The organism is Lysobacter silvisoli (genome assembly GCF_003382365.1).
Taxonomy (GTDB): domain Bacteria; phylum Pseudomonadota; class Gammaproteobacteria; order Xanthomonadales; family Xanthomonadaceae; genus Lysobacter; species Lysobacter silvisoli.
This window is the reverse complement of record NZ_QTSU01000001.1, coordinates 578,839-598,391: the sequence shown is the minus strand read 5'-3', so window position 1 is coordinate 598,391 and position 19,553 is coordinate 578,839. Positions and strand designations below refer to the sequence as shown.

Sequence of the window (19,553 nt, the reverse complement as noted above, 5' to 3'; positions counted from 1 at the left end):
ACAGAGATCAAATCAGACATTCGCAATCCATTACCCCTTTACCAAGCGAAGGGATGCCCGGCTCGGCTTCGGCGCTGCATCCAAGCCTCGCCCTCCCTTGAGGCCGTTCAACATGAGCCCAAACGTCAATTCATTGATCTCTTCCGGCGCAATTGAAAGCTGTCGGGCCACGTCGACCTTGTTCAATCCTTCCTCCCGAAGCGCCGAGAACACCTTCTCAAGCACAAGAGACTTTTCATGGTTGATGCTTTCCGGCTCTTTCACGCGGTAGCCTGCCTGTGCGAGCTGGATGCATAGCGTTCGGTATGTCCAATCCGTGGTTAGCCCAAGCGCGTGCAGCCGGTAGTTCAGCGCTGCCACCGACACCAGCCAATGCTTCTTGTGGCGAACCAGGCTTGGAAGCGTCGCGGACCTGGGTGCGTTGGCCAGCACGCTTGATTTGGGCATCAGAAACGCAGAAGCAAACGCGTTGGCCTCGCGCTCCAGGTCCGGTCCTTGCGGCTGCGCGTGCTGATGGAGCACCAGGTGCCCCAGCTCGTGCGCAGCGTCGAACCGGCAGTGCTCCGCGGACTTGAAGGTATTCAGGAAGATATAGGGGCGCCCCCCCTTCCACATCGAAAACGCGTCCACTTCCTTGGCATCGATCGCCAGCGAAAACACACGAACGCCCTTCGATTCGAGCAATGCGATCATGTTCTTCACGGGCAACTCGCCGATACCCCAATGGGCCCGAAGCATCCCGGCCGCGACCTCCGGATCCTGAGCAGACGCGCAAGACGGATATCCCTCGGGTTCGTGCGATCCCTGATCACCACCAGCACCAGTGATTGCGCCGCCCTCTCGCCCCAAATCCGGCACATCCGGCTCAGGCAACTGGAACCTGGACTCGATCCAATCGTTGAGAAGCAACGCAACGGCACCGGCACCCAGTGCCGAATCGCGCTGGGAGGCGGTCATTTTGGATAGCGAGCGAAAGCTTGCGACATCGGGGGTAGGAACCTCCGGGTCATCGCCAAAGAAGAACGCTTCGGGGAACCGAAGCGCTTCTGAGAGTTTCTTGAGCGTGCCGCCTTCTGGTTCTTGCGTGCCGGCCTCGTAGTTCGAGACCGATTTCTCCGTCAAGCCAATCCGCTCGGCGAGCTCACGCTTCTTCATCCCCCTGCGCTTTCGCGCAAGGGTCAGTCGCTGTGCATTGAACATAACAACCTCGTTATGCCTTGCGACGGATATCGATGTCGATGTCGGGACCGCTGGGGGCGTAGATCTCCACCAGATCGTCGTCGAACGGAATGCTGTTCAGAATGATGCGCTCGGCCCACTCATTGATCTTGCCGTCCTTGCCGATGCTCGACGGGCGAGACAACTCCACGCGAATCTCACCGCGTGACGTGTCGGTGTGGTGCATCAGCACCCAGGTTTGCTTGCCCTCTTCCACCTGGTCTTCGGGCGGGAGCTGTTCGAAGAGCTCCAACTGGCGATTGGCCTCAATGGCCTCCACCGTGTTCCGCCCCTTCCTGGAACGGTTGGACGGGTGCGCGGAAGGGTTGCCAGTGGCCTCGTCTCCGGACGCCACACTGATGGCCAGCTTGAGTTCTTCATGGGCCGTCAGTGCGTAGCTACCGATGTCCTCCCTCACCCATTCCAGAGGGCGAAGCTGTTCCCGCAACGCGGCCACCACCTCGCCCCACATGTTCAAACCGTGATAGATCACGGGGTGATTGAGGGTCAGACGGGTCCGCTGGAGATGGCCTTGATAGATCGCCTCGCGAAGCGCCCTCTCGTTCACACCCAGCTGCTCCAGCCGGCTGGCGATCTCCTCGGGATTGTCGAACAGGACCGTGGCGTTCATTGGGCTCCGTCTGGGCGAGTGACTTCCGATTATCGTCCCTCATTTGAGGAGGAAAAACAAGAACATGACAGGGACCCAGATGGGCTAACAGCCCCTTGCCGCGTAACGATGGCGAAGCCTTGGTGGTCGCAATGCGGCGGGTGCGCAACAAACCTCTTCCACGGCGGCAGGGAAGAGCCGCTGCAAGAGCCTTATTCGGGCGACGACGAGCAATGGGCGGTGGCCGCTCGGGAAGTTGCCAGCCTGTTGCTGGACCTGCTGGACCGTCGGGTGCTCAGGCCCTAGACGGATCCGCGAAGGCCGTAGCGGTTGGCCCCGGGGCGCGCTATGGTGCGAAGAACGGATAGGGGCGTATGGAAGCATATGGGGCTACGACCGACCCACTGGGCCGCTTGGGGAATGGGCACGCTGCTGGCGTTCCTTGCCTTTGCGGCATGCGCGGCCGATGACCTTGCCCCACTCCGCGCGCAGTTCCGGCTCCCTGATGACAAGGTGGATTACGCCACCGTCAAGCTGACGGTGGATCGCCTCATCGACCCGTCCACCAACACCGCCGCCGTGCGCCGGCAGCTCGACCAGTGGGAGCGAGCCACGCGCGGCAATGTGCCCGCCAACCCCACTGCACGTCAGGTGCTCGACGCGTTGCTCAAGACGCTCTACGTACCCGGCCCGTGGAATCAGAACAGGCCGTTCACCTATGACTTGGACGACCCGTTCGGGCGCGACGCCCGGAATAAGCAGCTGGCCACCTACCTGGCGACGCGCAAAGGCAACTGCGTTTCCATGCCCACTCTCTTTCTCGTCTTGGGCCAACGACTGGGCCTGACCGTTGCGCTAGCCACTGCGCCTAACCACCTACTGGTGAAGTTCGCCGACGACGAGCAGCAGATGTGGCTAAACGTAGAAGCCACTGCGGGCGGCTTCAAATACGACAGCAGTTACCAGCGCGAAACCGACATCACCGAAGCAGCGTTGGACAATGGCCTTTACTTGCGCCCGCTACTGCCGCACGAGGGCGTAGGTGCGATCGCCGGCACACTGATGGAGCACTACGGTGCGAAAAAGGACGCCGACGCGCTCATGGCCGTAGCAGACCTGGCGCTGGAGGCCAACCCCAAAGATCCGGTGGCGATGATCTGGAAGGCGAATGCGTATTACATCCAGACAGAGCAGCGCATCCGGTCCAAATATCCGAACGTGGCGGACGCGCCGCCCGAACTGCAGGACGAATACCGGCGCCTGTCACGCGAGAATCTGGCGTGGTTCACCAAAGCCGAATCGCTCGGCTGGACTCAGAAGACACCCGAGCAGGAAGCAAGCTATCTTCAACATATTCAGCGCGAAAAGGCGCAAAGGGAGCAGTGATGCGCACCGTTCTTCTAGGATCTTTCGCTGCCGCGTTGTGCGTGCTGGCCTTCGACGCTTCCGCACGCTTTGTGTCGGTGGATCCAGTGCAAGCGAACCCGAACACAGGCCAGAACTTCAACCGCTACCACTATGCAAACAACAACCCCTACCGCTTTACTGATCCTGATGGGCGCCGAGCTACTGTAAAGGATGGCCAAATAGTCATTCAGCCAGAAAATCCCAACATGCCGAGCGTCACAATTCCCAACACTGTAGGCGCATCAGGCGTTGGACCGGATAGGTTCTCTTTCCACGACTATCTAATTTCGACGCCGTCCGCCTCAAACAATCCGGCTGCCGTGGGTGATGCGTTCGCCAACAATCCGACACCCGGACCAGATGACTACGCTTCACCACAAGGCACACTTAACAATGTTGGACATTTGCCGTTCCAGGTGCTCGACTTTGGCGTCAACATGGTCAGGTCATTCACTGTTGCGTCTCCTGACCCAACAAGGTTTACCGATATTACGGTTAATTACACGGTAGCCGGGGCCCACGCGATGGATGAAGGCTTTGTCTTGCAGTTCGGTCAGATATTGCCATCTGGGCAGATCAGCAATATCAGCTACGGCGAAGGGAACGCGTTCCAGCAAGGCAATTGGGATAAATCACTTTGGGGTCCCCAGGTACGAGAGGTGTGGGAGCAACACCACGAAGAAATCGATAACGCTACCCGAGGCCAATGAGATGAAGCGGCATGCGCTCTGGATTTGGTGCATCGCTGTTTCATTGGTTGCGCTTATCGCCATCTGGTTTGTATTCGAAACCAGGTACATGTGGTTCGTCAGTGGTGACGACTTCACGTTCTTGAGACGCGGTTCTTTACTCGGTGTTGGCTTGATCATCCTATTGTGGGGCGTATATCCATCGCGGATATTGGCCGCCTTAGCTGCAGTAGGGATATTCGTTTTTCCCCCGCTCTTTAGAGGCGACAAGTTTGTCGCGCTCGACATTCCCTTTTCCGCCTGGATGTTGGGTGCACTAGCGCTGGTGGTGGCCGCAACCGAGCTCAATCGACGGGCTCGACGCGCGCTCACGTAAAGCAACATTTGAGGTCAGTCGCACGAACGGCAGATCGCGTGGCTTCTGACCCGAAGGCCAAGGCTACGCGAGCCGCATCGGCCCGGACGCCTCTGCCCTACGTCGGCGGCCGCTGAGCGTGATCGTCCTGGTTCGTGGTGCCAGCAGGCCGTGACGGCGGGCGATCGCCGCCTGACCCACTGCCACCACCGGCCATGGCGCGGTTGCCATGCGTTGCCGCCACTGCGAATACCCGCTGAGATTCGTGAGCCTCGCTGTCGGCGATGCCGTGCATGCCCACTGCGTTGCCCATAAAACGCAGGGCCGAATCCGGGATGAAGTTGATCAGCGCGAACACCGAGTGGAGTACAGTGGTCATGATGATCACGTAGATCACGCAGTACGCGATGAAGGCGCCTATCCCGTTGGCGCCGTCGTGCATCGACCCCTTGACTGCCAGCATGAACCCGCCGTTGACCAAATGGGCGATCGGCTGCGCCACGGCGATCGAAGCAATGAGGCCGAAAACCATCAGTACCGGCCGCAGAACGGCCGACAGCATGATCATGTATCCGGGGCCAGCCCGGCCGACGGCATCGTCGCCGTCGGGATGGAGATGCGCCGCGGCCCAGATCAGCGCGGCAATCAGGGTCTCGGCCACCGACACCACCCACTTGATCACGCCGGAGATCCACGCGACGAACGGAATCAACGGCACGTAGAACGCCAGAGTGGCGCCCGTGCCGATCATGGCGCAGAACAGGACCGTAATGATCCCGGTGAACATTCCCAGGACCTCATTTGGCCCTTTCGCGGCACCGAGCGTCAGGCCGTCCGCCTCCGCCGTGATGAACTTCGTCGCCGCCATGGTGCCCACGAAGCCCCAGGCGACCGTCATGATGCCGTCGCCGATGTTCTTGACCTGAGCCACGTGCGAAGTGTTGCCGCCCGCCATCTCCTGGGTCATCTGCTCAATGCCCCATAGCGCCGGCTTCGACAGACAGCGTTTGAGCGCGGGCCAACTGGTCGGCACCTTGCATGCGGCCGTGTCTTCCCCTGCTTCGTTCTCGTAGGCTTGGCTGGCGCCATCGCCGCGTTTCCGCAGGTATTCCTCGGCGACAGCCATGGCGTCGCGATAGCCGACCAGCGCGGAGTCGGCTTCCTTGGCGTCGATGTCGATGCTGTCAGAAACCGGCATAGCGTTGACCGCAAGCTGCACCGCATCGTTCAGCTGAATGATGTGGTTGCAGTAGGTGCCGGCGTACACCCAGCCCCCAGACTTCGCGAATCCTACGAACGCGTCCTTGCTGGATTCGTTGCCCGCATCGACGGCAGCACGAGAGGCCTGCTGCAGGCGATTCTCGTAAGCGTAGGCCGCCTGCGCGATCGCGCCGGGTGACGGTTTCTCGCCGGCTACGACCCGCTCCGCTAGGGGACGTAGCGTATTGATCATGCCCGCGACGGATTCCGTGTGCGCGCGGTAGATGCCCCGCAAATCGACGTAGCGAGCATTGCCCTCCTGTGACTGCGGGCTTTCCTCCCAACTCAGGCCGCCGCACACCGCGTTGTCGATGTAGCCATTGGCGGTCCAGTACCAGCTCGTGACTGGAATCTGGACCGGCTTGTAGCCGGTATTCGTGATCGCGCCGATCGCGGGAGGAACGGCGGTCAGGACATCGTCGGTTGGCACCCAGGCTTGGATAAACCGTTGCTTGGGTTGCACGACCACGCGATCTCGGCGGTCGGACTCGGCGAACTGCTTGTTCATCGCCGCGCGGCAGATCTCGAATTTGAAAACATTTGCGGCCAAAGGCCGCGCGTCGGGGATGTGCGGATGGCCGATCATCCCACCCTGATCGACACGGGTCAGCATTGCGGCCCAGACCTTGTCACCGATGCCGACGCCCTGGACGGCCAGCCACATGACGACGACCTGGATCGCGGAGTAGCCACCCGCCAACGGCAGCAAAAGAGCACTGCCGGCAAACGTGCGCAGCGGCACCCAAATGTTGGACATCTTCCGCCCCAAAAACTCGCCATCATGAGCGGTGTTGATAACGCCCATGAGAGAGGTGTAGGCGACAAAAATCATGCCGAGAAACAGCACTGCGACGTTGAAGATCTCGAAGCCGGCGGCCATCACCGTGCCGTTATTGGCCAGTTCGCCCGCGCCAGTTCCGCCGGTCACATAGTCGACCAGGTTGCCGAAGATCTCCCGCAGGATGCCCAAGGAAGGATCGTCCGGCGGCGGCGCGTACTGCCCACCACCGGACGGCGCTTGCTGCGCACTTGCCGTACCGGCGACGGCGATCAGCACCAAGCCCAGAAAGACTCGCCTCATGCGGCGATCTCCCTGCCCTGGTAGCGGGCCATTTGCTCGCGGGTGTGATCGATGCACCACGGCAGCACGAGCCAGCTATCGACCACCATCAGAACGCAGTAAGGCGCGGCAGCCAGGAGATACCAGCCCAGCACCTGCGCACGAAGCGTCAGGGCGACGTTGAGAGCCACGAGGCTTAGCACTCCGACAGCCGGCCAAAGCCACCAGCCACGCACCCGCAAGGCTAGTCGATGCCATCCCGCCAAAGGCAACAGCATGGACAAGCAAAGCAGTCCCGTGGCAACAACGAACTTCGCGGCGACCAAAACGCAGCGAATGAAAGCAAACTTGATGACCTTCGCATCCCTGGCAGTTCCTTCGATCAAGGTTTGGGGTTGCGGCCGTCGAGTTGGTCACGAAGGGCGGCTTCCCGCTGCAGCGCCTTGTGCAACTCCGCTTCGGATTGTTTGAGCTTGTCTACAAGACCTTGGGAGTACCGCTGCCACTCCCTTATTGCGGCGTCACGATCCGTTCGGAGTTGCTGAATTTTTGCCTCCAGCTCGACCGCGTAGGCCTGCCATTCGGACGCGTGGCGGGCCACGCGGCGGCTTTGCTGCTCGTCCCAAAGGCGAAGCGAGTTGACCGACTGCTGGCCGGCCAGGTAGTCCGAATTGCTCATCCTTCCTTCCCCCGCAGACGATCCGGTTGCGCGTCGATGTCAGACCATGCCTCTTCGTCGATCTCCGTCGCGCATGCGTGAAATGCACCTAAGACATAGTCGTAGGTTCGGCCGGGCTCGATTGCGACGGTTCCTGTCCGCGCCGCCGCGAGAACATGTCGCATCCTGGCCGCGTAACAGCCCAGAGGAGCGGTGATCCGTTCCAGTCTCTCGATCACGTCGACCACGAGCGCATCTTGTGCATCGCTCTGCATCCAGTCGGTGATCCTGGTCGTTGCTTGCTGCATTTGCATCGTGACGTCCCCTGCGTTGATGGAAATGGTTGCCTGGCTTAGTCCAGGGCTACGGATCGACCATTTCCGATCTCTGGGGAACTAGCGGCGACGTAATCGATGACATGGCGCCGGGCGTCGTCGAATTCGGAGTTGGTGCGTCGGCAAGTAGCGTGTCAAGGAACGTAGTGACGGCTTCCTGCTCGTGATCCTTCAATCCCGTAACGAAGCTGCGAACCGTCGCGAGATAGCTTGGCTGTCGCTTGATCTGCCTCTCGATCGACACACCGATAAGGAGCAGCGCACGGTTGCGGGATTTTCGGCTGACTGATCGATCTCGCTGCAGGGATCTCTTGATTCGCTCGTCAAGCTCTCGCTGCTTCTCCAAGAGCGCGGCGGTGCGATCGCTGATCACATTTTTGGCGGACATTGCATCCTCTTTGGATAACTGAGGGTGCATCTATCTAATGCATGGCATGGCCGCCGTTCAACGACTATGAAGTCATGGTTACACAAAGTGATATTGGGGTTGCGGCAGTATTGGAACTGTCGGCGAAGGCTCTTGCTTGGCTCCCGAAGCGCAGCAAGGGCGCACTTATACATTCCGCTGCGCGGAACGTGTGCGGCCTGCCGGCGGAAGAAGCAATGGCAACCCAAGAGCAGGAGCAAAGGCAGCGCGTGACTATCTTCCACCTCTCCCTGCAGATCATCGGCCGTAGCAGCGGCCGCTCATCGACTGCGGCGGCGGCCTACCGGTCTGCCTGCCGCATCGTCGATGAATGCACGGGAGAGATGCATGACTTCACGCGCAAGGGCGGCGTGCGCGAATCATTCATTCTGGCTCCCGAATCGGCCCCTGGCTGGATGCGTAACCGCTCTTCTCTGTGGAATGGCGTCGAGCGAATCGAGAAGCGGAAGGACGCGCAACTCTGTCGCGAAGTTGAGATTGGCTTGCCGCACGAATTGCCGCACGAAGCTCGCCGCCGCCTGTTGGCCGAGTTCATCGAGTCCGAGTTCGTGGCTCTCGGCATGATCGCGGACGTGGCAATGCACGCGCCGGGAAAAGATGGCGATCGCCTCTTCTTCAGGTACCACGGCCGCCAGACCTCGGTGCCGCCCTCTTTCAGCTCGTCGCTGCGCAAGCCGCCCGCGCGCAGTTGCTGGATGCATTGCGCGCGCAGTTCGCCCACCTCGGCCAGCGCCGTCTCGATCTTGGTCGCGCGCACCTGCAGATTGAGCTCCAGGCCGTACTCGACCACGGTCTCGACCAGATCGGCGGAGCCGATCACTTCTATGTAGCTGTCCATGACTCGTTCCTGTTCGCCTCGCGCGGCCCAGCGGCGCGCCCGGCGCTCATTCTGCCTCGCGCGGCATCGGTTCCCGCGCGGCGACGCACCGGTTCGGCGCAACCCGCAGCCACGATCGGCGATTGCAACCATCGCCATGGCTGCCGCATCTAGGCTAGCGCCGCCCGGCCGCCAGGCCGGACACTGTCTGTCGCCCGCGAAGGAGTGCCATGAACAACCGCCGCCCCCGCCTGATCCTGTCGGCCGCCCTGACCCTGGCCGCCGTGCCCGCTTTCGCCGCCGACGCGGACACCACGCGCACCGCCGAACTCAAGGCCCGCTTCGACGCCGCGATCCCCGCATTGCTGCAACGCACGCAGGTGTCCAGCGTGTCGGTCGCGCGCATGGAGCACGGCCGCCTGGTCTTCGCCGCCGCCTACGGCGAACAAGCCGCCGGGCAGCCGGCCACCGTGCGCACCGTCTACAACATCGCCTCGATGACCAAACCGGTGTCGGCCGAAATCGTGTTGCGCCTGGCCAGCGAGGGCAAGCTGGACCTGGACCGGCCGATGTCCCCGGACTGGGTCGATCCCGACGTGGCCGCCGACCCGCGCCATGAATTGCTCACCCCGCGCCTGGCCCTGAGCCACCGCAGCGGCTTCGCCAACTGGCGCTACCAGACCGACGGCAAGCTGCGCTTCGACGCCGCGCCCGGCGAGAAGGTCGGCTACTCCGGCGAAGGCTACGAATACGTGGCCCGCTACGCCGAAAAGCGCGCCGGCCAGCCCTTCGACGCGCTGCTGCGCGAGCGCCTGTTCGTGCCGCTGGGCATGCAGGACACCTCGTACAAGCGCGAACCCTCGTTCGAAGGCCGCATCGCCGTGCCGCACGACGCCCAAGGCAAGACCCTGGACCCGGACTTCTACGCCAAGGGCGACTGGCAGGCCTCCGACGAGCTCTACACCACGCCCAGCGACTACGTGCGCTTCATGGCCGCCGTCGCCCGCCACCAGGGCGTGAGCGACGCGCTCGCGCGGCAGCGCCGGCAGGTGCAGGCCAGCACGCGCGAGCAGCAATGCGAAGGCAAGCGCGCGCAAGGCTGCCCGGCCGAGATGGGCTACGGCCTGGGCTGGGAAGTCATGCGCTACGACCAGCGCACCTACCTGGTGCACAGCGGCAGCGACGCCGGCGAGTTCACCCTGGGCTACCTGGACCCGGCCGACGGCAGCGGCACGGTGATCTTCACCAACAACCACGCCCGCAACGGCCACAAGGTGATCGCCCCGATCATCGAGCTGATCGGCCGCGACCCGCAGCTGCTGCAGTTCGCCCTGGGTCGCACCGACCCCTGATCCGGCCTCGCCGGCCGCTCCACGCGGCCGGCCCCCAGGGGCGCAGCCCGCCCCTGGGCGGCGCCCGCCGGTACTCCAAGGCCGGACCTGCGGCCGGGCGGCGTCGGCCCGCGCGGCCCGGAGCCTGACCGAAACCGACTGCAACCCTCCGCAGAAGGCCTTAACGGGCCCTAGCTGAACCACCGGGCTTTCGAAAGCACTGGTGGCACAAACATTGCGTCCTCCCGTTTTGTGACTTTTCTCACACTTTTGAAGTCACCCCGCTGGGCTGCCCCGCCCCTCCTCGTCACACGGGATACGGACCTTCCATGCTGTCTTTACATCGACTTACGCGATCGGTGGCCTGGGTACTGGCCGCCGGAACCTTGCACATTGCGTCAGTAGCTGCCGCTGAGGGTCACCCCGCCCCAGCCACCGACTACCCGCGCATCGAACAACTGCGCACGCAGCGCGACTGGCTCGGTGCGCTGGCCGCGATCGAACAACAATTGGCTGCCCACCCCCAGGACGACCGCCTCTACCGCCTGCGCGTGCTGACCCTGGCCGACATCGGCAGCCGCGACCGCGCGCGCCAGCTCTACCTGGCCCGCCCGCAGTTGTTCAGCGCCGAAGAAGCCGCCGTGCTCGACGCCGCCGGCCTCGCCCGCCGCATCGTCTGGAGCAAGCTCTACGCGGTGGACGAGGCCACGCGCCAGGAAGAAGCGCGCGCCGCCGACGCCGCCATCGACGCCTACCGCGCCCAGCTCGCCCGCAACGGCCAGGCCGAACCGGCCAGCCTGGCCTACGACCGCCTGATCGTGCTCAACCGCCTGGGCCGCCACGCCGAGGTTGCATCCGAATACCGGCGCCTGGAAACCGGCGGCACGCCCGTGCCCGGCTACGCCCTGGGCGCGGTCGGCGACTCGCTGCTGGCCCTGCGCCGCCCCGACGAAGCCGCCGCCGCGCTGCAGCGCGCGGTGCAGGCCGACCCGGACGATCCCGACCTGCCGATCCAGCTGGCCTACGCCGAACTCGAACGCGAACGCTTCGACCGGGCGCTGCCGCTGCTGCGCTCGCTGATGGAATCGCGCCCCACCTGGCCGCGCGCGCCCGGTGCGCGCCGCGGCCACGAGAACTGGCCGCGCTACGACGCCGAAACCAACTACGCCCTGGCCCGCGCCTTCGGCGAAGACCTGCCCGGCGCCCAGGCCATGCTGGAACCGCTGGCCGCCATCGGCCCCAACAACGCCGACCTGCAGGCCAACCTGGGTTCGGTGTACCAGTTGCGTGGCTGGACCGAACGCGCGCTGGAGCGCTACCGCATCGCCGCCACCCTGGACGAGCGCAATGTCGAGGCGCGCATCGGCCAGGTCGAAACCCTGTCGCTGCTGCAGCGCTACGACCAGGCGCGCCCGATCCACGACGAACTGCTGGCGCGCTACCCGAACGAACCGCACGTGCGCACCATGGAGCGCACCTGGGCCATGCGCCGCGGCTGGCAGGCGCGCGCGTTCGTGAGCGGCGGCCGCAACCGCGACGACGGCGGCGGCGCCAGCGCCTCGCCGCTGGGCAACCGCGACCGCGAGTACGGCCTGGAAGTGGCGACCCCGCTGATGGACGACCGCTGGCGGATCTTCGCGCGCAGCGGCGAGCGCTGGGCGGACTTCCAGGGCGACCGCAGCCGCGCGCAGCGCAACGAAGCCGGCGTGAGCTACGCCTACGGCCGCCTCAGCGCCAACGCCTACGTCGGCCGCGACCGCGACGGCCTGGGCGGCACCGCCTTCGGCGTGGGCGCCGACTGGCGCATCGACGACCGGTACGCGCTGCGTGCCCGCGCCGCGCGCAACGACGCCGGCGCCTCGCTGCAGGCGCGCGCCGCGGGCATCACCGCCGACCTGATCGAAGTGGGCGCCGACTACCGCCCCAGCGAACGCACCGCCGTGGGCGCGACTTTGCAGCACTGGCGCTACGACGACGGCAACCGCCGCGACCAGTTCAGCGCCTCGCTGGACCAGCGCCTGCTCAGCCGCCCGCACCTGCTCATCGACGGCCTGGCCCGTGCCGGCGCCGGCCGCGGCAGCCGCGACGACGCGCCCTACTTCAATCCGTCGCGCGACGCCTCGGCCGAATTCGGCCTGCGCCTGGATCGTCTGACCTGGCGCCGCTACGACCGCCACTTCCGCCAACGCCTCACCGCCACGGTGGGCCCGTACTGGCAGCAGGACTACGGCACGGCCTGGGTGCCGTCGCTGCGTTACGAACACGAATGGCAGTTCGCGCTGGGCCGCGTGCTCAGCTACGGCCTGAGCTGGTCGCGCCCCGTCTACGACGGCCGCCGCGAAGACCGCCTGGGCTTCGACGCCGAACTGCGCTGGGGAGAATGACATGAGCCACCGCCACCACCGCCCCTCGCGCCCGATGCCCTGGCTGCTGCTGGCCACCTTCCTGGTGTTCTGCCTGCTGCTGCCGGCTGCCGCGCGCGCCGCCGAACCGCTGTTGGTGCTGAGCTACCACGACGTGCGCGACGACGTAGCGCGCAAGGGCGACGCCGACGCCTACGCCGTGAGCACGCAGAACTTCGCCGCCCACCTGGACTGGCTGTCCGGCCACGGCTACCACCCGGTGTCGCTGTCGCAGGTGATCGAAGCCGCGCACGGCCGCGCCGCGCTGCCGTCCAAGCCGGTGCTGATCACCTTCGACGACGGCCTGCGCAGCCTCTACACCCGCGCCTTCCCGCTGCTGCGCGCCTACGACTATCCGGCCCTGGCCGCGGTGGTCACCCACTGGGTCGACCTGCCCGCCGGCGAAACCGTCGACTACGGCCCGCGCCCGTTCACCGGCGACGACTTCGTCACCTGGTCGCAGCTGCGCGAAATGCAGGCCAGCGGCCTGATCGAAGTGGCCAGCCACAGCCACGACCTGCACCACGGCGTCACCTCCAACCCGCAGGGCAACGTCACCCCGGCCGCGGTCACCCGCCGCTACGAAGAAGCGTCCAAGCGCTACGAGACCGAAACCGAGTACGCCGCCCGCATCCGCGCCGACCTGGCGCGCAGCAAGGCCGAACTGCAGCGCGAACTGGGCCGTGCCCCGCGCGCCATCGTCTGGCCCTACGCCGCCTACAGCAGCGTCACCAACGCCATCGCCGACGAGCTGGGCATGGCCGTGTCCTTCGACCTGGAAGGCCGCAGCACGCCCATGCCCTCGGACCTGCACGGCCTGGCGCGCCTGCTGGTGATGAACAACCCCACCGTCGGCGACCTGGCCTACCAGCTGCGTCACGACGACGAGCGCACCGGCATGCGCGCGCTGCAGATCGATCTGGATTCGGTCTACGACCCCGACCCCCAGCAGACCGAGCGCAACCTCGATGCGCTGATCGAACGGGTCAAGCAGATCGGCCCCAGCCACGTGTTCCTGCAGGCCTTCGCCGACCCCGACGGCAACGGCTCGGCCGACGCGCTGTACTTCCCCAACCGCGCCCTGCCCATGCGCGCCGACCTGTTCAACCGCGTGGCCTGGCAGCTCAAGTCGCGCGCGGGCACCGTGGTCTACGCCTGGCTGCCGGTGCTGGGCTATGAACTGCCCGATCCCGCCCAGCGCGCCGCCCTGGCCATTCCCGGCGCGCGCGCCGACGAGGTCTACCGCCTGGACTACACCCAACCCGAGGTCCGCCGCCTGGTCGCCGGCATCTACGAAGACCTGGCCGCCGGCTCCTACCTGGAAGGCCTGCTGTTCCACGACGACGCCTACCTGCGCGACACCGAACTCCAGGACAGCGCGGCCGGCGACAGCCAGGCCCGCACCCAGGAACTGATCGGCTTCACCCTGGAACTCAAGCGCGCCGCCGAACGCTGGCGGCCCAAGCTCAAGACCGTGCGCAATCTGTACGCGCGTCCGGTGCTGGAGCCGCAGAGCGAAGCCTGGTTCGCCCAGCGCCTGGACGCGTTCAACCGCGCCTACGACTACACCGCGCTGATGGCCATGCCGTGGATGGAAGGCAGCCGCGACCCCGAGCGCTGGCTCGACAGGCTGGTCGCCGCCGCGCGCCGCCACGACCCGCAACTCACCCAGACCCTGTTCGAACTGCAGACCGTGGACTGGCGCACGCGCCAGCCCATTGCGGCGCAGCGCCTGAAGGCGCAGGTGCGGCGCCTGCTCGCCCAGGGCGTGCGCCATCTGGGCTGGTACCCCGACGATTTCGTCGCCGATCGCCCGGCCACGGCCGACGCGCGCGAGGCCATGTCCTCGCGCTCGTACCCGTACCTGGAACAGTGAGGGCGCCGCCATGCACAGCCTGCTCAACCTCCTGTTCGAGTTCGCGTTCTTCTACCCGATCGTGATGTCCTTCTTCTGGATCTCCGGCGGCCTGTACTACTACTGGCGCCGCGAGCGCCACGCGCGCCCGCGCACCGACCCGCCGCCGCTGGACGACGCGCCGTTCGTGTCCATCCTCATCCCCTGCCACAACGAAGGCGACAACGTCCACGAAACCATGGCCGCGGCCATGGCCCAGCGCTACCCGGACTTCGAAGTCATCGCCATCAACGACGGCAGCCGCGACGACACCGCCGACAAGCTCAACGCCCTGGCCCGGCAGTACCCGCGCCTGCGCGTGATCCACCTGGACCGCAACCTGGGCAAGGCCAACGCCATGCGCATGGGCGCCCTGGCCGCGCGCTCGGAATACCTGGTCTGCATCGACGGCGACGCCCTGCTCGACGAGTACGCCACCCACTGGATGGTCTGGCACCTGTGCTCGGGCCAGCGCGTGGGCGCGGTCACCGGCAACCCGCGCATCCGCAACCGCTCCACCCTGCTCGGCCGCCTGCAGGTGGGCGAGTTCTCCTCGATCATCGGCATGATCAAGCGCGCCCAGCGCGTGTACGGCCGCCTGTTCACCGTGTCCGGCGTGATCTGCGCCTTCCGCCGCACCGCCCTGCACCGGATCGGCTACTGGTCCGACAACATGGTCACCGAGGACATCGACATCAGCTGGCGCCTGCAGCTGGACCACTGGGACATCCGCTACGAACCCAACGCGCTGTGCTTCATCCTCATGCCCGAAACCCTCAAGGGCCTGTGGCGCCAGCGCCTGCGCTGGGCCCAGGGCGGCGTGGAAGTGCTGCTGCGCCACAGCCGCGACCTGCTCAGCTGGCGCAAGCGCCGGATGTGGGCGGTCATGGCCGAGTACCTGCTCAGCGTCGCCTGGGCCTACACCATGGCCCTGATCATGCTGCTGTACGTGGTCGGCCTGATCGTCCCGCTGCCCACCGAACTGCGCGTCAACAGCCTGCTGCCCACCTGGCACGGCATGATCCTGGCGATGGTCTGCCTGCTGCAGTTCGCCGCCAGCATCATCATCGACCGCCGCTACGAAACCGGCGTGGGCCGCAACTACTACTGGATGATCTGGTACCCGATGGCCTACTGGCTGTTGAGCTTCGCCACCACCATGACCGCCGTACCCAAGGCCCTGCTCAAGCGCCGCAACACCCGCGCCACCTGGGTCAGTCCTGACAGGGGAATCCGATGAACACGCCCGCATCCGGCCAGTCGGCCGACAAGACCACCGCGCGCTCCAACGCCAAGCGCCAGACCGAAGCCAAGCACGATTCGCGCCTGATCCAGCGCCCGCGCGCCCAGCCGCGCCTGCGCCGCACCGCCTGGGGCTTCGTCACCGCCGCCTTCTGGGGCGTGTACGTGTACCTGTGGACGCCCGCCATCACCATGATTCTGTGGCTGCTGGGCATCCGCAACGCCTACTTCGAACTCTACCTGCGCCAGCACCGCGTCGAACCCTTCCTGCTGATCGCCCTGCCCAGCCTGGCCCTGTGCGCCGCCCTGCTGCTGATCGCCTGGGCCGAGTACAACCGCTGGCGCTTCGCCGGCAAGGACCGCCGCGGCGCCCCGCCGCCGACGCCGCTGGACGACATCGCCCATGCGCTGGGCGCGACGCCGCAGCTGGGCGTGCAGCTCAACGGCTCGCGCGTGGTCGTGTTGAACATGGACCCGGAGTTCGCGGTGCCGCGCGGGCTGCGCGAAATCGCGCAGGCCGACGCGGCCCTGCCCATGCCCGCCTGAGTTTCTGCGCGGCGGCGCGCACCGCATTGCCCTGCCGGCGGCCCGTGACGCCCCGCAGGGGCGGCGGGGCGCGCCGCTACCGCATCCCGGCCCCGGCGGCGGGGCGGGTGCATCCAAACCGCCGCCCGGCGCGTACAGCGCTGGTACCCTTATGCGCGTGCGCCATGCCCATACTCTCGCCCAGCGAATCGCCTTCGCCTTTCGAGGCGGCTAGACGCATGTCCGCGCCCGTCACCGACGCGTGCGAGGCCAAGGACTGGTCCGGCGAAATGGCGGCGGTGGCGCAGCGGCGCGATCGCGACAGCTTCATGCGGATCTACGACCATTTCATGCCGCGCCTGTGCCTGTACCTGCGCGGCATCGGCGCGCCCGCGTCCACGGCCGAAGACCTGGCGCAGGAATCGCTGCTGCGGCTGTGGCAGCGCGCCGCCCATTACGACCCGGCGCGCAGCGCGGTCAGCACCTGGCTGTTCCGCATCGCCCGCAACCTGCAGATCGACCAGCTGCGCCGCGACGCCGGCCGCGCGCCGGCAGCGCAGGACGCGCTGGACGCCGCGCCGGACGGCAGCGCCTGCACCGCGGAGGACTACGCCGACCAGGTGCAGCTGCAACGCCGCATAGACGACCTGTCGCCCGTCCAGGCCCGATTGATCCGCATGTCGTACTTCGAAGCCAAGACCCACCAGGAGATCGCCGCCGAACTCGGCCTTCCCCTGGGCACCGTGAAATCGCATCTGCGCCGCGCATTCCTGCGCCTGCAGGGCCAACTAGGGGCCGCGCCATGAGCGCCCAGCCGCGCCACCACCTCGATCCGGCGACCCTGATCAGCTACGCCTCCGGCGCGCTGTCGCCGGAGCTGTCGGCGATCGCCGCCACCCACCTGGACGGCTGCGCGCATTGCCGGCGCGAACTGGCCCGGGCCGAGCGCATCGGCGGAACCTTGATGGAGCAGCAGCAGCCCGCGCACGCCAACGGCGAGCGCCAGCAACACCTGCGCAGCGCGATGCTGGACCTGTTGGACGCGCCCATCCCGGACCTACCGGACGCACCGGCGCCGCTCCCGCCCGATCCCGACCGCCTGCCGGCGCCGCTGCACCCGTATTTCGGCAGCTCCCTGCGCGCGCTGAAATGGCGCTGGATGGGGCCGGGCATGCGCTACATCCGCGTCGCCGGCCCCACCGGCGGCACCTTGCTGATGCTGAAGATCGGCCCGGGCCGGCGCATGCCCGTGCACAGCCACCAGGGCAGCGAACTCACCCAGATCCTGCACGGCGCCTACGACGACGCCCTGGGCCATTTCGCCGTCGGCGACGTCGCCGATCTGGACGCGCAGGTCGAGCACCAGCCCACCACCGCGGCCGGCGTGCCGTGCATCTGCGTGGCCGCGCTGGACGCGCCGCTGCGCTTCCAGAGCTGGCTGGCGCGCAAGCTGCAGCCCGTGTTCGGGATCTGACCCGCGCTGCATCCGCGCGCCCTGCGCGAGCGTAAGCACGCTCGTCCCTGCAGGAGAACACCACGATGGCCCGTACCGCCGCGATCGGCGCCGCAGTGCTGTGCGCCCTGAGCTGGCCCGGCGCGCACGCGGCCGCGCCGGTGCGGCGCGAGGCCGCCGAGGTGCGCGCCGCCGGCAGCGCGCGGCTGTTGTACCGCGAAACCCACTGGGTGCTGCCGGGCGACTCGCCGCAGCGCTGGGTGCTGTACCGCTGCCCGGATGGGCGCGCCTTCGCGCGCAAGCAGGTGCTCGGCGCCGGCATGGCGCCCGACTTCACCCTGGAAGACGGACGCGACGGTTACGCCGAAGGCGCGCGCGGTGGCCGCGCGCCGATCGTGTACGTGCGCGAGGACGGACATCGGCGCGAGCGCCCGCTGCCCGCGCCGGCCGGCGCGGTGATCGACGCCGGCTTCGACGCGGCGGTGCGCGCGCACTGGTCCGACCTGCTGGCCGGGCGCGCCGTGCGCCTGCAATTCCTGCTGCCCAGCCGGCAGCGCTACTTCCCGGTGCGTGTGCAACGCATCGACAGCATCGACTGGAACGGCATCCGCGCCGAGCGCTTGCGCATGCGCCTGGACGCCTGGTTCGGCTTCGCGGTCCCGGACGTGCAGCTGATCTACGCGCGCCAGGACCGGCGCCTGCTGCAGTTCGACGGCACCGGCAACCTGCGCGACGCGCGCGGCCGCTACCCGCAGGTGCGCATCGCCTTCGCCGCGGCCGCCGCCGACGCCGATGCGGCCGACGTCGAGGCCGCGCGCCGCCTGCCCTTGGACGGCCGCTGCCCGTTCTGAGCGCCGCCTGCATCCGAACTCCGCCGTCGTGCGTAAGCGCTCCTATACACAGGAGCGTGCGATGTCGGCCAGCCCACCCTCTCCGGCCAGCCCAGCCCCACGCGGGCGCTGGACCACCTTCGTTCGCTGGTTCGACACCGCCGCCGCCGAACGCGAGGGCGATCCCGCGCTGGACGACCGCGTCGACTGGCTGCGCGCGCTGCCGTTTCTGGCCATGCACCTGGCCTGCATAGCGGTGTTCTGGGTCGGTGCGTCGGCCACGGCCGTGGGGATAGCCGTGGCCTTGTACGCCGTGCGTATGTTCGCGCTCACCGGCTTCTACCACCGCTATTTTTCGCACCGGACCTTTCGCACCTCGCGACCGGTGCAATTTTTATTCGCCATGCTCGGCGCCGCCTCGGTGCAGCGCGGTCCGCTGTGGTGGGCCGCGCATCACCGCCACCACCATGCCCACGCCGACACCCCCGCCGACCCGCACACCCCGCGCAAGGGCTTCTGGCGCAGCCACGTGGGCTGGTTCCTCACCCGCGCCGGCTTCCGCACCGACCCCGCGCGCATCCGCGACTGGCTGCGCTTCCCCGAGCTGCGCTGGCTGGACCGCTACGACACCGTGGTGCCGCTGGCGCTGGCGGCGGCGCTGTACGGCCTCGGCGCCGCGCTCGAGCGCTGGGCGCCGGGCCTGGGCACCGACGGCCCGCAATTGCTGGTGTGGGGCTTCTTCGTCTCCACCGTGGCGCTGTTCCACGCCACCGTCACCATCAACTCGCTGGCGCACCGCTGGGGCCGCCGCCGCTACGACACCCGCGACGACAGCCGCAACAATCTTTGGTTGGCCCTGCTGACCTTCGGCGAAGGCTGGCACAACAACCACCACTATTTTCCCGGCAGCGCGCGCCAGGGCTTCCGCTGGTGGGAAATCGACATCACTTGGTACGGGCTGCGTCTGCTGCAGGCCCTCGGGCTGGTGCGCGATCTCAAGCCGGTGCCGGCCGCGGTGCTGGCCCGGGCGGGGGGCTGAC

General features: G+C 66.6%; 20 protein-coding genes. 13 read left to right on the top strand and 7 right to left on the bottom strand.

What is annotated here, in order from left to right:
* Positions 1–30: 30 nt before the first annotated feature.
* Together DX914_RS02760 and DX914_RS02755 are read right to left on the bottom strand one after the other, a co-directional pair.
* Positions 31–1,200, bottom strand: coding sequence for a helix-turn-helix domain-containing protein (locus DX914_RS02760; RefSeq protein WP_115857526.1), 1,170 nt, complete (start codon positions 1,198–1,200; stop codon positions 31–33).
* Between the two features lie 10 nt (positions 1,201–1,210).
* On the bottom strand, positions 1,211–1,849 hold the full coding sequence (locus tag DX914_RS02755; RefSeq protein WP_115857525.1) for a hypothetical protein: 639 nt from the start codon (positions 1,847–1,849) through the stop codon (positions 1,211–1,213).
* A 399-nt stretch (positions 1,850–2,248) separates the two neighbouring features.
* Here DX914_RS02755 and DX914_RS02745 point away from each other — a divergent pair, with 399 nt between their 5' ends.
* The 3 genes from DX914_RS02745 to DX914_RS02740 are packed head-to-tail and all read left to right on the top strand — an operon-like array spanning position 2,249 to position 4,300.
* On the top strand, positions 2,249–3,214 hold the full coding sequence (locus DX914_RS02745) for a transglutaminase family protein (protein ID WP_158549177.1): 966 nt from the start codon (positions 2,249–2,251) through the stop codon (positions 3,212–3,214).
* Entirely contained in the window at positions 3,214–3,945 is a 732-nt protein-coding gene (locus DX914_RS19935; RefSeq protein WP_147300582.1) for an RHS repeat-associated core domain-containing protein, read from the top strand. Before DX914_RS02745 ends, DX914_RS19935 begins: the two co-directional genes overlap by 1 nt.
* Before the next feature lies 1 nt (position 3,946).
* Entirely contained in the window at positions 3,947–4,300 is a 354-nt protein-coding gene (locus tag DX914_RS02740) for a hypothetical protein (RefSeq protein WP_115857523.1), read from the top strand.
* Between the two features lie 97 nt (positions 4,301–4,397).
* On the opposite strand, the gene DX914_RS02735 is transcribed toward DX914_RS02740, so the two are convergent.
* From DX914_RS02735 to DX914_RS19930, 5 genes are read right to left on the bottom strand one after another with little or no spacing between them, the layout of a single operon-like run.
* The gene (locus DX914_RS02735) at positions 4,398–6,620 is read right to left on the bottom strand and encodes a DotA/TraY family protein (protein ID WP_115857522.1); all 2,223 of its coding nucleotides are present in this window, start codon (positions 6,618–6,620) and stop codon (positions 4,398–4,400) included.
* On the bottom strand, positions 6,617–6,985 hold the full coding sequence (locus tag DX914_RS02730; protein WP_115857521.1) for a hypothetical protein: 369 nt from the start codon (positions 6,983–6,985) through the stop codon (positions 6,617–6,619). Before DX914_RS02730 ends, DX914_RS02735 begins: the two co-directional genes overlap by 4 nt.
* Positions 6,982–7,278, bottom strand: coding sequence for a hypothetical protein (locus DX914_RS02725; protein WP_115857520.1), 297 nt, complete (start codon positions 7,276–7,278; stop codon positions 6,982–6,984). Before DX914_RS02725 ends, DX914_RS02730 begins: the two co-directional genes overlap by 4 nt.
* The gene (locus DX914_RS02720) at positions 7,275–7,571 is read right to left on the bottom strand and encodes a hypothetical protein (RefSeq protein WP_115857519.1); all 297 of its coding nucleotides are present in this window, start codon (positions 7,569–7,571) and stop codon (positions 7,275–7,277) included. The genes DX914_RS02725 and DX914_RS02720 overlap by 4 nt, the downstream gene beginning before the upstream one ends.
* Before the next feature lie 49 nt (positions 7,572–7,620).
* A complete protein-coding gene (locus DX914_RS19930) occupies positions 7,621–7,980 on the bottom strand; it encodes a hypothetical protein (RefSeq protein ID WP_147300581.1) in 360 nt (119 codons plus the stop codon).
* A 41-nt stretch (positions 7,981–8,021) separates the two neighbouring features.
* Between DX914_RS19930 and DX914_RS02715 the strand changes: the two genes are divergently transcribed.
* The 10 genes from DX914_RS02715 to DX914_RS02670 all read left to right on the top strand — a co-directional run bounded on the left by DX914_RS02715 (position 8,022) and on the right by DX914_RS02670 (position 19,552).
* Complete coding sequence (locus DX914_RS02715) at positions 8,022–8,849, top strand: MobA/MobL family protein (protein WP_231118123.1); 828 nt, start codon at positions 8,022–8,024, stop codon at positions 8,847–8,849.
* A gap of 217 nt (positions 8,850–9,066) precedes the next feature.
* Positions 9,067–10,188 carry a serine hydrolase domain-containing protein gene (locus tag DX914_RS02710; RefSeq protein ID WP_115857517.1) on the top strand — a complete coding sequence of 374 codons (1,122 nt, stop codon included), beginning with the start codon at positions 9,067–9,069 and terminating at the stop codon, positions 10,186–10,188.
* Between the two features lie 308 nt (positions 10,189–10,496).
* Positions 10,497–12,551 (top strand): poly-beta-1,6 N-acetyl-D-glucosamine export porin PgaA, encoded by a 2,055-nt coding sequence (gene pgaA, locus DX914_RS02705; protein ID WP_115857516.1) that lies wholly within the window; start codon positions 10,497–10,499, stop codon positions 12,549–12,551.
* Position 12,552: 1 nt separating this feature from the next.
* Complete coding sequence (gene pgaB / locus DX914_RS02700) at positions 12,553–14,445, top strand: poly-beta-1,6-N-acetyl-D-glucosamine N-deacetylase PgaB (RefSeq protein ID WP_231118121.1); 1,893 nt, start codon at positions 12,553–12,555, stop codon at positions 14,443–14,445.
* 10 nt (positions 14,446–14,455) lie between these two features.
* A complete protein-coding gene (gene pgaC / locus DX914_RS02695) occupies positions 14,456–15,703 on the top strand; it encodes a poly-beta-1,6-N-acetyl-D-glucosamine synthase (RefSeq protein WP_115857515.1) in 1,248 nt (415 codons plus the stop codon).
* Positions 15,700–16,251, top strand: coding sequence for a poly-beta-1,6-N-acetyl-D-glucosamine biosynthesis protein PgaD (gene pgaD / locus DX914_RS02690; protein ID WP_115857514.1), 552 nt, complete (start codon positions 15,700–15,702; stop codon positions 16,249–16,251). Before pgaC ends, pgaD begins: the two co-directional genes overlap by 4 nt.
* Before the next feature lie 218 nt (positions 16,252–16,469).
* Positions 16,470–17,036, top strand: coding sequence for a sigma-70 family RNA polymerase sigma factor (locus tag DX914_RS02685; RefSeq protein ID WP_115857513.1), 567 nt, complete (start codon positions 16,470–16,472; stop codon positions 17,034–17,036).
* Positions 17,033–17,704 (top strand): ChrR family anti-sigma-E factor, encoded by a 672-nt coding sequence (locus tag DX914_RS02680; protein ID WP_115857512.1) that lies wholly within the window; start codon positions 17,033–17,035, stop codon positions 17,702–17,704. Before DX914_RS02685 ends, DX914_RS02680 begins: the two co-directional genes overlap by 4 nt.
* Positions 17,705–17,769: 65 nt before the next feature.
* A complete protein-coding gene (locus DX914_RS02675; RefSeq protein WP_115857511.1) occupies positions 17,770–18,534 on the top strand; it encodes a hypothetical protein in 765 nt (254 codons plus the stop codon).
* 61 nt (positions 18,535–18,595) lie between these two features.
* Positions 18,596–19,552, top strand: a complete 957-nt coding sequence (locus tag DX914_RS02670; protein ID WP_115857510.1) for an acyl-CoA desaturase — start codon at positions 18,596–18,598, stop codon at positions 19,550–19,552.
* Position 19,553: the final 1 nt, after the last annotated feature.

Coding starts and splice junctions, on each gene's coding strand:
- pgaA (WP_115857516.1), top strand. CDS start 10,497: ATGCTGTCTTTACATCGACTTACGCGATCGGTGGCCTGGGTACTGGCC.
- DX914_RS02720 (WP_115857519.1), bottom strand. CDS start 7,571: ATGCAAATGCAGCAAGCAACGACCAGGATCACCGACTGGATGCAGAGC.
- DX914_RS02680 (WP_115857512.1), top strand. CDS start 17,033: ATGAGCGCCCAGCCGCGCCACCACCTCGATCCGGCGACCCTGATCAGC.
- DX914_RS02725 (WP_115857520.1), bottom strand. CDS start 7,278: ATGAGCAATTCGGACTACCTGGCCGGCCAGCAGTCGGTCAACTCGCTT.
- DX914_RS02755 (WP_115857525.1), bottom strand. CDS start 1,849: ATGAACGCCACGGTCCTGTTCGACAATCCCGAGGAGATCGCCAGCCGG.
- DX914_RS02685 (WP_115857513.1), top strand. CDS start 16,470: ATGTCCGCGCCCGTCACCGACGCGTGCGAGGCCAAGGACTGGTCCGGC.
- DX914_RS02740 (WP_115857523.1), top strand. CDS start 3,947: ATGAAGCGGCATGCGCTCTGGATTTGGTGCATCGCTGTTTCATTGGTT.
- DX914_RS19935 (WP_147300582.1), top strand. CDS start 3,214: ATGCGCACCGTTCTTCTAGGATCTTTCGCTGCCGCGTTGTGCGTGCTG.
- pgaC (WP_115857515.1), top strand. CDS start 14,456: ATGCACAGCCTGCTCAACCTCCTGTTCGAGTTCGCGTTCTTCTACCCG.
- pgaB (WP_231118121.1), top strand. CDS start 12,553: ATGAGCCACCGCCACCACCGCCCCTCGCGCCCGATGCCCTGGCTGCTG.
- DX914_RS02710 (WP_115857517.1), top strand. CDS start 9,067: ATGAACAACCGCCGCCCCCGCCTGATCCTGTCGGCCGCCCTGACCCTG.
- DX914_RS02675 (WP_115857511.1), top strand. CDS start 17,770: ATGGCCCGTACCGCCGCGATCGGCGCCGCAGTGCTGTGCGCCCTGAGC.
- DX914_RS02715 (WP_231118123.1), top strand. CDS start 8,022: ATGGCATGGCCGCCGTTCAACGACTATGAAGTCATGGTTACACAAAGT.
- DX914_RS02760 (WP_115857526.1), bottom strand. CDS start 1,200: ATGTTCAATGCACAGCGACTGACCCTTGCGCGAAAGCGCAGGGGGATG.
- DX914_RS02735 (WP_115857522.1), bottom strand. CDS start 6,620: ATGAGGCGAGTCTTTCTGGGCTTGGTGCTGATCGCCGTCGCCGGTACG.
- DX914_RS02745 (WP_158549177.1), top strand. CDS start 2,249: ATGGGCACGCTGCTGGCGTTCCTTGCCTTTGCGGCATGCGCGGCCGAT.
- pgaD (WP_115857514.1), top strand. CDS start 15,700: ATGAACACGCCCGCATCCGGCCAGTCGGCCGACAAGACCACCGCGCGC.
- DX914_RS02670 (WP_115857510.1), top strand. CDS start 18,596: ATGTCGGCCAGCCCACCCTCTCCGGCCAGCCCAGCCCCACGCGGGCGC.
- DX914_RS19930 (WP_147300581.1), bottom strand. CDS start 7,980: ATGTCCGCCAAAAATGTGATCAGCGATCGCACCGCCGCGCTCTTGGAG.